This window comes from Oligoflexia bacterium, assembly GCA_034439615.1.
Lineage (GTDB): Bacteria > Bdellovibrionota > Bdellovibrionia > JABDDW01 > JABDDW01 > JAWXAT01.
On record JAWXAT010000063.1, the window covers coordinates 1 to 10,613 of the forward strand.

General features: G+C 39.6%; 8 protein-coding genes. 7 read left to right on the forward strand and 1 reads right to left on the reverse strand.

Going from position 1 to position 10,613, the window contains the following annotated elements; all coding sequences use genetic code 11:
• The 4 genes from SGI74_14310 to SGI74_14325 form a co-directional block, all read left to right on the forward strand.
• Positions 1-1,830 (forward strand): DEAD/DEAH box helicase (locus SGI74_14310; GenBank protein MDZ4678667.1); only part of this gene is annotated, 1,830 nt, incomplete at its 5' end.
• Positions 1,831-2,077: 247 nt separating this feature from the next.
• Positions 2,078-2,428 (forward strand): hypothetical protein, encoded by a 351-nt coding sequence (locus SGI74_14315; GenBank protein ID MDZ4678668.1) that lies wholly within the window; start codon positions 2,078-2,080, stop codon positions 2,426-2,428.
• Between the two features lie 62 nt (positions 2,429-2,490).
• On the forward strand, positions 2,491-2,853 hold the full coding sequence (locus SGI74_14320) for a hypothetical protein (GenBank protein MDZ4678669.1): 363 nt from the start codon (positions 2,491-2,493) through the stop codon (positions 2,851-2,853).
• Between the two features lie 53 nt (positions 2,854-2,906).
• Positions 2,907-6,083 (forward strand): hypothetical protein, encoded by a 3,177-nt coding sequence (locus SGI74_14325; GenBank protein ID MDZ4678670.1) that lies wholly within the window; start codon positions 2,907-2,909, stop codon positions 6,081-6,083.
• A 36-nt stretch (positions 6,084-6,119) separates the two neighbouring features.
• Here the strand turns inward: SGI74_14325 and SGI74_14330 are convergent, their stop codons facing one another.
• Complete coding sequence (locus SGI74_14330) at positions 6,120-7,259, reverse strand: ATP-binding protein (protein MDZ4678671.1); 1,140 nt, start codon at positions 7,257-7,259, stop codon at positions 6,120-6,122.
• Between the two features lie 186 nt (positions 7,260-7,445).
• Between SGI74_14330 and SGI74_14335 the strand changes: the two genes are divergently transcribed.
• The 3 genes from SGI74_14335 to SGI74_14345 all read left to right on the forward strand — a co-directional run.
• Positions 7,446-7,985: a hypothetical protein gene (locus SGI74_14335; GenBank protein ID MDZ4678672.1), complete on the forward strand. Its 540-nt coding sequence runs from the start codon at positions 7,446-7,448 to the stop codon at positions 7,983-7,985.
• Complete coding sequence (locus tag SGI74_14340) at positions 7,867-9,396, forward strand: hypothetical protein (protein ID MDZ4678673.1); 1,530 nt, start codon at positions 7,867-7,869, stop codon at positions 9,394-9,396. The genes SGI74_14335 and SGI74_14340 overlap by 119 nt, the downstream gene beginning before the upstream one ends.
• A gap of 19 nt (positions 9,397-9,415) precedes the next feature.
• Positions 9,416-10,613: deoxyribodipyrimidine photo-lyase (locus tag SGI74_14345; protein MDZ4678674.1), on the forward strand; the 1,198-nt coding region annotated here is incomplete at its 3' end.

Here is a 10,613-nt window from a genome sequence, read left to right on the forward strand (position 1 = left end):
GCATTAAAAGCACAAGGTTGGCGCGTAGAAGTATCTGGAAAAAAACTTCAAATAGCTTCTAATTTTGACGTTGGTGTTAAATCGGGAATCGATTGGTTTGACGTTTCGATTGACGGAACCTTTGATGGAAAAAGTTTTGATCTTCCAACTCTTTTGCGTGAAGTGCGCGCGGGTTCGAAGTTTATTCACTTAGATGACGGCTCAATTGGTCTTTTGCCAGAGGAGTGGTTTAATCGATTATCAGTTTTTGAGCGTTTTGGAAAACTCACAGCCGATGGTCAATCGTTGCGCTTAGCAAAAGCACAATTAAGTCTCATTGATGCACTTACTGCAAATTTACCGAAAGTAAAACTCGATAAAGAATTTCAAAAGTGGCGTACTAAACTAAAATCTTTTGACGGCATTAAGCCAGTAAATGCGCCCACAGGGTTTAAAGGGAAGCTTCGTAATTATCAAAAAGCAGGGCTAGCTTGGCTTGAGTTTCAGAGAGAATTTGGTTTTGGTGGATGTCTTGCTGACGATATGGGTCTAGGTAAAACTATTCAGGTATTAGCTTTTCTTCAAGCACAGCATTTAAAAACTAAGGGCCCGATGACGGGGACGACACTGATTGTTGTGCCTAAGAGTTTAATTCATAACTGGATGCAAGAGGCTGAGAAGTTTACTCCTAAGCTTAAGGTTCTTATCTATAGCGGTATTGATAGGTTTAAGTTAATCGAGAAATTTCAAAACTACCAAATTATTATTTGTACCTATGGAGTTTTACGTCAAGACATAGAAGCATTACTCACCATTGAATTTGATCGTGTTATTTTAGATGAAGCTCAAAATATTAAAAACAGCTCATCTCTTTCATCAAAAGCTTGTCGCCTATTAAAAGCAAAACAGCGACTTGCACTTACCGGGACACCTGTTGAAAATCACTTAGGCGAATTATGGTCATTATTTGAATTCTTAAACCCTGGGCTTTTAGGTTCATCAGCGGTGTTTCAAAATTTGACGAAGACTTCAAAAAATCAAGATGGTGCTTTGCCGTCGGTATTACATAAGGCTTTATCACCATTTTTATTACGTCGTACAAAAGAAGAAGTGCTTAAAGAACTTCCGCCAAAAACGGAGCAGGTAATTTATTGTGATTTAGAAAAAGATCAGCAGCAGTATTACGACGAATTGCGAATGTATTATCAAAGTATACTTAAAGATAAAGTAGATAAAGTTGGGTTTCAAAAATCAAAAATTCATGTACTTGAAGCTTTACTACGTCTTCGTCAAACAGCTTGTCACCCGGGTTTGGTTGATAAAAATAAAGAAACACTTTCAAGTGGTAAGTTAAATGTACTAGATGAGATGGTTGAAGAAGTTCTCTCTGAGAAAAATCATAAGTTACTTATTTTTTCGCAATTTACTTCACTCTTATCAATTGTTCAAAAACGTATGCGCCAAAAAGGGCTTGTCTATGAATATTTAGATGGCAAGACATCTGATCGTGCCGAGAGAGTTAAAAGATTTCGAGAAGACCCCGATTGCAGAATATTTCTCATCAGTCTCAAAGCAGGTGGAACTGGTCTTAACTTAACTGAAGCCGATTATGTTTTTATTTTAGACCCATGGTGGAACCCAGCAGTTGAAGCCCAAGCTATTGATAGAACTCATCGCATTGGGCAAACAAAGCCAGTTTTTGCCTATCGCTTAATCGCGCGAGGCACTGTTGAAGAAAAAATACTGCAGCTACAAGGTAAAAAGAAAAAGCTCTTTGAAGAACTCTTCTCACCAGCACAAGCGGGTTTGAAAAGCCTTACGGCTCAAGATATCGAATTTTTACTTCAATAGACCTTAAAGCAAAGAACTGACCCAGCGTTAAGGCTGAGCCGCATCTAAGTATTTAGAAATTAAAGTTTATTATGAAAGTGCCGATACATCATATGGGTAAATACACATGTGCGTATGCGGAGGTTTAAAATGAAGAGGCGAGATCTTATTTTTAATTAATCCTAAATTTCAAATCGGCTTTGTAGCTTATTTTATAGTCGCAGCGCTTTTGATTATAAGTTCACTTTATCTAACTAATTATTATTTGATGGATAGATTCATAGCTCAAGGTGTGTCGTACGGATTGCCCATGGAGCACCCATATTTTGTTTTCGCATTTGAATATCAAAAAGTAATATTTAATGTTTTTGCAATCACAACAGTGTTTACGTTTGTGTTGTTGTCAATTGGTGGTCTTATCTTGTCGCACCGAGTGGCGGGGCCAATGTATAAGTTTTTAAATCACATGCAACAAGTGGCTCAAGGTGAAGCGCCAAAACCATTATCATTTCGAGAGCATGATTATTTTCAAGAATTAGTTGAGCCCTACAATATCATCGTTGATAAAAAAGGGTTCAATGCAAAAGATCACAATTCGATAACTAAAAAAGCTCAATAAATTTGATTTTACTAAGTTGTGGAGTGGTGGTCCATTTTGATTTTTAAGAGGGGTGTAAGTTTATGGGCAGTTTAAAATTAGCGGTTATCTTTTTATTAATTTTATCTGGCTGCAGCCCTAAAAAAGGTAATTATTTTGGAGCATATTCAAAACTCCCGCTGCCTGAATTAACAATTGAAATTATGTCTAGTGTTGTATCTGGAGTTAGTGGTGGCTCATCACTTGTTAGCGCAAACATAATCACATCGACTACAGATGCGATTTCATTTGGCCCGAAATCAAATTCAAATGTAAGTTCAACCTTAGCATTATATAACTGCCAATTAGGCAGTCTTGCACCTGTTTCGTGTACGAGCCCTGTTAGTGTTTCTCAGCTTGTCGCCTCAAGTTCAACAACCGGAAGTCTAAATAAAATTTTGACTTAATTATTTCTCGAGCCCACGCGCAAACTCTTACAACAAATATTCCACAAGGTTCTGTGCAATTTTCAGTTTGGCAGGTAGACGCGAAGAACATTGCGCTTACTCAAAAAGCTTCGCGTATTGTTTATGTAGATTCTAAGGCGCCAGAAACAAGTATTGTTGGTACACCACCTAGTCAGACCAATAATAATTCTGCATCATTTAAATTTTCAGGCATAGATAATGTTGAAGACAAAAAAGTAGTGGCAAAACAATATAAAATCGATGTTGTTAAGATAGTGAACGGTGCGCCGCAAGTGATTCCAAACATGAAAAATATTTCAATCAATACTGAGGTTTTTAGTCCATTAATTACAACTTCTGGGGTTTATAAACTCTTAGTCAGAGCACAAGATGAGAGCGGAAATTTAACAGAAGTGCCTATCGAGTATGTGTGGACTGCTGATTTAGATAAACCAGGTAATGTGGTGATTACTCCGTCAACAGCACTTGAGTCTCCTAATTTAACTAAAAGTTTACAAATTGGTTTTACATTTTCTAGTGAGAGTAATGGCCTAACAGCAATTTCATATGAATGCAGTTTAGATGATCAAGCATTTAAAGTGTGCAGTGCTAATCAAACATTTACGATTTCAGAAAGCGATGCTAATCGCTTACATAATATTAGGGTTAAATCAAAAAATGCACTTGGCGTTGTTTCTGAAATTGAATCAAAATATGAATGGAGAGTTGATCGTACTGCACCTACTGTAACGATTACTAATGCGTTGCCACCAGCACAGATGGCATTTAACACAAAAATCTTTCCGCCAAAATCTTTTCAAGGGATATTTTTTCAAGTTTTAGATGACTCAGCGGTTACAACAAATTGTCAAATAATTCAGATGAATGGTGCGTCACCGGTACTAGTAAAAGAAATCGCCTCATGTAAGAGCCCAGTAAATTTCGAAGATATTCCTGAAGGGTCATTTAAGTTTAGAATCGTATCCACTGATATTTTGGGAAATTCTGCAGCACTTACGCAAAATAATCATAAAGACACGGCAGTTTATGTTTTTGATTCAAGACCGCCAACACCTATGGTGAGTGATCCAGTTCAAGTATTAGGTAATATAAATAAATCTAAATTCACATTGTCAAATTCAGACCCTGCACCCTCAAGTGTGTTTAGTCATTACATTGTTAATTGTGATGGCAATGTTTTAAGTCCATATTCACCAAAAGAAATTGATTGCACAAACATCAATGTAAAAGCAGTTGATAGTGCCGGTAATACAACACCTGATAATTTAGCCGTAATTAAAACTTGGACTCCTCCACCTCCACTTCTCGTATCTAGAACGGCAGAAGCTAGCACTGCACCTGCTGTCAACTTTACTTTTGTTCCTGGTCGACAAACCCAGCTTTGCCGACCTCCCAAATCTTCTGTTATTTCTTCAGGAGATTGTACTACCGGGCCAAAGACTTCCACTTACGACTATCACGATATAGATTCAGATAAGGCATCGGTATATGATAATGCTCACTCAGTTAAAGCGCAGTTTTGGCCGACTGACCCCAATGCAGGCATTCTCCCTGCAGCCGGTAAATCCTTTAAGGCTCCAGACGGTTGTACAAAAATGAGAGTTAGTGTTTGGGGTGCTGGCGGTGCTGGAGGTATAGGAGATCCTGGAGCTAGAAATCCCACTGGCGGCGGTGGCGCGTTTGCTCAAGGAGTCTTCGATGTCAAGATCGGCGATGAATACGAAGTATTCGTTGGACGAGGCGGAATGGCGAGTCCATATATCGATGGCGGAATATTGGTTCATAGTGGGATTGGATGCCCAAATGTTGTTTTTAATGTAATCGAACCACGTCTGTTCAATTCACCAGCTTGTGGTGATAATCCGATAGGGGGAAAAAATGGAATTCGCTTTCCAAAATACGAATGCCGTGGCGCCGACTTACCGAATCCTGCTCCGTTTGGCTTCACCAATTCCTCGTTTCAAGTAGGCGGCGGTAGAGTTAGTCATAATGGTAGTAGTGGCGGTGGTGGTATCGGGTTTTGGGGCGGTGGTGGTGGTGGAAACTACTACAGGACCAATGTATCAGCTGGTAGTGGTAGTGGTGGTGGATCAAGCTATATTATTGACACTGCCGACGACAAGGCGAGTGAAAAAGTATTGATGAGTGGATTTCGCAGTGTTTCGGGTAACCCGCAGCCTGGCATCGGTTTTGGCGGGCTTAATCACGTCGTAACTAACGGTGTGAATGAATGTGCTGGGCATGGCCGAGTTGTCATTGAATGGATTGGAAGTGGTCAAACATTCCCGGATCCAGTTAAAAAACCAGCAGGACAAGATTGTGCTTTTGATTCGCATTGCCTGAGTGGAAAGTGTCGAAAAGATTTTAGAAACTCTGAAGATCGTAAATTCTGTGTGGCAGAAAATAAAGTTTGTGCAAGACAAGGTACTGATGGATATGCCGAAGGTGAAGCGACCCAAGGGCCTCCAATAACGACAATGAACCTAATATCAACTGCTCATCTTTGTATTGGTGATGGTTCTGTACGAAGCTTAGAAGTCAGTGCACTTATAATAAATGCATCACCAACACCTGAGCCAACACCAACACCTGAGCCAACACCAACGCCTGAGCCAACACCAACACCTGAGCCAACACCAACGCCTGAGCCAACACCAACGCCTGAGCCAACACCAACGCCGACTCCTGAACCAATGCCAACACCTGAGCAATCACCCGTGCAAGCGCCTACTCCTCCTCCACCTGCATCAACACCCGTACCAACACCAACGCCGTTACCGACAACGAAAGCATATCGACTTTATTCGCCGGTTACGCAAGACCACTTGTACACAGCCTCTGAAGTTGAATACGAAAAACTTTCTGCAACTGGTTGGGTAGCAGAAGGTGAATCTTTTAAAATGTTTACAAGCCCCGGAACTTATCAATCAATTTCAACAACGCCGCTTTATCGCCTGTATCACTCGGGAGTAAAACAGCACTTACTTACAGCTCAGAAACAGGAATACACTGACCTTCAAAATCTTGGTTGGACTGGTGAAGGAATCAGTGGGCATGTTTTGCCAACGAATACTCAAGGGGCGATTCCTCTATACAGATTGTCACTAGGTAATTTGCATCACTACACAATTCACCTTCAAGAATACAACGATCTTAAAGGGCTTGGTTGGACTGGTGAAGGGATTATGTGCCACGTATTGCCGCTTTGATTTAAAATCAACGAAAAATTAATTGTGATCGTGCTATTAAACAAATTCCATGAGAAAACGAGCTGCAGAGCAAACTCTGATGTCTTCAAGGGTTTTAAAATCGATTCCTTCAGTAAACAAAACTTGAGTAGCCTGAACACTGGGATACTTTTTCTTCAAATAAGATAGTGATGGGCTGATATCTTTGTCAGAATATTTAGCTTCAATAAAAAATAGTGGCTTTTTATTTTTTACCACAACGAAATCTACTTCACGCCCATCGACATCACGAAAATATCGCAATTCCATATCAAAGCCTTGGGTGTCTTCAATGTAATGACACCACTTTAAGAGATGAAATGCGATGAGGTTTTCAAAGCGAGGGCCAAGCTCTTCGATTTGTGTCCAATCAAAATGGTAATGTTTTTGTTCTTTTTTTACTGCTCTGATTTTTGGCCCACCGAAAGGTGAGAGGCGAAAAATAAAATAAAACCTCTCTAGAATCTCAACCCACCTTGCAATTGTAGGTTGAGAAATACTCAAATCCTCTCTGAGTGAATTTAATGAAAGAGGACTACCCACAAGTGCAGGTAAACGCGTAGCAAGTAGTTCGAGGGTTGAAAGATCTTTAATCATTTCGATAGACGAGACTTCCTCCTTCATAACTCTTGCTCTATATTCTCGGCTCCATCTTCTTGCCTCATTTTCGGATCCCGAAAAAAAAGGCTCGGGAAATCCTGAAAGATTTAAAAGTGCGATGAGTATATCTTGGTTGGGAGTGCCGATTTCTTTAAGGCTCAATGGGTAAAGGCGATAGTAGTGATAGCGCCCTTGGAGAGAATCTCCGCCGCGTCGATAATGATCAAGTCGTGCACTTCCTGTAACTAAAATTTGGAGTTTATCTCTAAACTTGTCAAAAATTCCTTTTACAAGATTTCTCCATTTTGAGTATTTGTGGATTTCATCTAACACAAGAAGACCAGCTTCAGTTGGTATCTGCCCTTTTAACACTCGATCTCGATCTGAAGTGAAATCCCAATTCAGATAGCGACTCTCTTGTTGTTCTTTAGATTTATAATGCTCTAAAAGTAGCTGTTTTGAAAAAGTCGTCTTACCTGATTGTCGTGGGCCTCCGACAAAAACCATTTTTTTCTTAAGATCTGCTTTCACTGAGGCTGAAATATAGCGCTGTTTCATAGTACGAGTATATTAAAGTTGACTTTAAAATACAAGCGTTTGTTTTAAAGTTGACTTTAAAATAACAGTATTTTGTAAAAGCCCTTAAAGCAAAGAACTGACCCAGCGTTAAGGCTGAGTCGCATCTAAGTATTTAATGTGCCTTAAAAACGCTTAACTTTTGGCAGGTTCTGCCGATAGTTATGTATGAAGTACCTAGTACGGGCTCGAAAAATTCTATCCTCACAAAAAGGTGTGGGCCTTGCTGAAGTAATTGTGGCCTCAGGCTTGTTGTTAGTCGTGAGCCTTGGTGTGGCTAGTTATTTAAATTCAGCCAAACAATTAAACATGAAGCTTGAAGGTTCAGCTGAATGTCGAGCAATAGCAGCTCAGGTTCTTAATAAATTTAAAAATTCTGATAATCGAATTAAAACTTCAAACTGGCACGCAAAGAATGCTGAACTTAAACCCCCATTTGAAAGATTTGCTAATTTTAATATTGTCGATAACCCCAATATTGTAACTGCAAGTGCAACCAATGCATGGCTTTTACCAGACACTGCTTCAAACTCTGCATTAGCACTTTATAATAATGCTGGCTTCATTGCTATGTGTACAACTGCACCAGGTGGGTGGGGGGGGGGCCATCACTACAAATTCTCATGCCTTAACAAATCCATATTTACCTACAGTTGGGCCACCTTTAAAAAATCAAGAAGTTTATTTAAATATCCAACGCTTTCATAGCGAAACTCAAAATGTTGATTGTGAAAATAGAGGAACACAAAAGATTATTCCTAAAGGTAAAAACCCAACAGCTAATGACGGCAGTGATTACGGCTTAAAAATTATCACTACAATTACTTACAACGATAATAACAATACAGCTCAAAAGTGCAGCGGTGAAACTATTTTAAAACCTGACGGCGATCCTTATGCGCCAGCCGCTGTTACCACTGATCCGGTTGCGCCGATTGCCCCTCTCGCAGGCTATATTAATAATTTTCAAATATTTTTAAATAACCGTGATGGCAATATTGAAAACCTTGGAGGTTCAATTGAAAGTAAACTTTCAAGCGGTGAAGTTATTGCTGCAATAGCTTTTAACGAACCCGCTGTTGTTGTGTCATGTACACTTAAACATTCATCAACAAATCTAATTCCACCGCCTACTGGCAATTATCCACTTTGTAACACAATTGATTCAATTCCTGAAAATACGGGTTCGGCATCCGTAGTTGAAACTTACGGAAATAACGTCAGTAATCAAACGGGAATAAAACTCCAAATGAGTGGTTTGGTTAAAGGAAGATACACGCTTTCTTTTGTAGCATTCGACCAAGCACAAAATAGTACGCGAGTGAGTACTCAATTTTGTGTTAAAGAAGAATGCCCCTCACCGGCTCCTGCGTGCCCAGCGGCAACAACAGATAATGGCTGTAGTTTATCTTGTCTTTGCGCTTGTACACCTGTGTGTGACACGACAACTTATTGCCCAGATGCAGCACCTCCTGGTAATGGTTGCGGTAGCCCGTGTCCAACGGGTACCAAAGATTGTTCTGGTGGCCCAATTCCTGCGACTCCACCATCTGCACCTGTTACGCCCGGTACAAGCTGTGGCGCTACTGATATCAACTGTCGCTGTGGAGCACCGTTTCCACATTTTGATCTTGTGAGTGATGTATGTACTCCAAGTTGTGGAATGGCTGGCGTACAAGCTGGAGTACCTGCATACAGTACATCAGCTGCAGATTGCACAGCAGGTGGATATCAGGGATCGTTAAACGCTTATAAGGGTGTATGCTGTACAGATCCTTTATCAACAACTGTAAGAACTGTCAGAAATAGCCCAGACCAACCCTGTGAACCTGGCTTTAGAGAAAAAGAGATCACTATTGACGCAACAACTTATGACATCGAGTGTGAAGTCATCACCACTACAACTGATTGCGTTTATCCGAAGGCAGAAACTTACTGCGATGATACATTTAAAAAAGCCACCAGTGGTACTGATTGTGAACAACAAGAAGGTACAATGCCAATTGGCTGTACTGATGAGAGGCGTGCTGAATGGTGTGATGGTGAAGAATTTGATAGTGATTGCGGCGATGATATTTGTGTAGGAACAAAAGTAGATGGCGCTTGCGCACCACCATAATTTTTTTTCAAAACGTCACATGCACGTACACAGAGCTTTATGGATCAAAAAAATGACAGATCAAAAATCAAGATCGATATGTTGGATCAGAAGAGACCTTCGTTTAACAGATCACCGTGCACTTTTTGAAGCTACTCGACAATCAGATGAAACGGTAATTGTATTTGTTTTTGATACAAAAATTCTATCACTTTTAAAAAATAAAAAAGATAAGCGACTTACTTTTATCATAGAGTCCTTAAAAGAAATTGACCAAAAGCTAAAAAAGCTGAGTTCTAAATTGGTAATTTTAAAAGGCGATCCAGAAGTTGAGATACCGAAATTTGCAAAGAAAATTCATGCTGGAGCTGTTTTTGCAAATGAAGATTATGAGCTGGGTGCAAAAAGTCGCGACCAAAATGTTAAAACAAAATTAACTAAACTAGGTGTTGATTTTTATCTGTATAAAGATCAAGTTGTTTTTTCTGGCGGAAAAATTTTAAAATCAGATAAAACACCTTATAGGGTTTTTACTCCTTATAAAAAAGTCTGGCTTCAATCATTAAAACCTGATGATACAAAAAAATTCATCCCCCATTTAAACAAACTTATAGCTGCTCATAGAATAAATACGCTGAGAATACCTCTGGAATATGAAAAAATAGGTTTTTCAAAAGTAGAATTAAAATTTTTAGCAGGTGAAGTTGGTGCGAACAAGTCACTCAAACAGTTTTTAAAGTCTATAGATAATTATGATGAAGCTCGAAATTTTCCGGCACTTGAAAATGGCACTTCACGATTATCACCACATCTGCGTTTTGGAACAATATCAATTCGTGAATTGGTGCGATCTGCAGTAAGTGGTAATTACTCACGAGGTCGTCAGGTTTGGTTGTCAGAACTGATTTGGCGCGATTTTTATCAAATGATTCTTGATCAGTTTCCCCATGTAGAGAAAAAAGCATTTTTGGCAAAATATGAAAATATCAAATGGCCAGGGCGTAGCGAACATTTTAAAGCCTGGTGTGACGGTAGTACGGGGTATCCAATTATTGACGCAGCTATGCGCCAGCTCAACGAAACAGGCTGGATGCATAATCGACTAAGAATGGTAGTAGCTAGTTTTTTGGTAAAAGATTTACTCATAGATTGGCGTCGTGGAGAAGAATACTTTGCAGAAAAACTATTAGATTTTGATTTGTCTGCAAACAATGGTGGTTGGCAATGGTGTGCTTCAA

Excerpts from the sequence above, each read along its gene's own strand:
- SGI74_14315 (MDZ4678668.1), top strand. The coding sequence starts at position 2,078 with ATGGATAGATTCATAGCTCAAGGTGTGTCGTACGGATTGCCCATGGAG.
- SGI74_14320 (MDZ4678669.1), top strand. The coding sequence starts at position 2,491 with ATGGGCAGTTTAAAATTAGCGGTTATCTTTTTATTAATTTTATCTGGC.
- SGI74_14330 (MDZ4678671.1), bottom strand. The coding sequence starts at position 7,259 with ATGAAACAGCGCTATATTTCAGCCTCAGTGAAAGCAGATCTTAAGAAA.
- SGI74_14335 (MDZ4678672.1), top strand. The coding sequence starts at position 7,446 with ATGAAGTACCTAGTACGGGCTCGAAAAATTCTATCCTCACAAAAAGGT.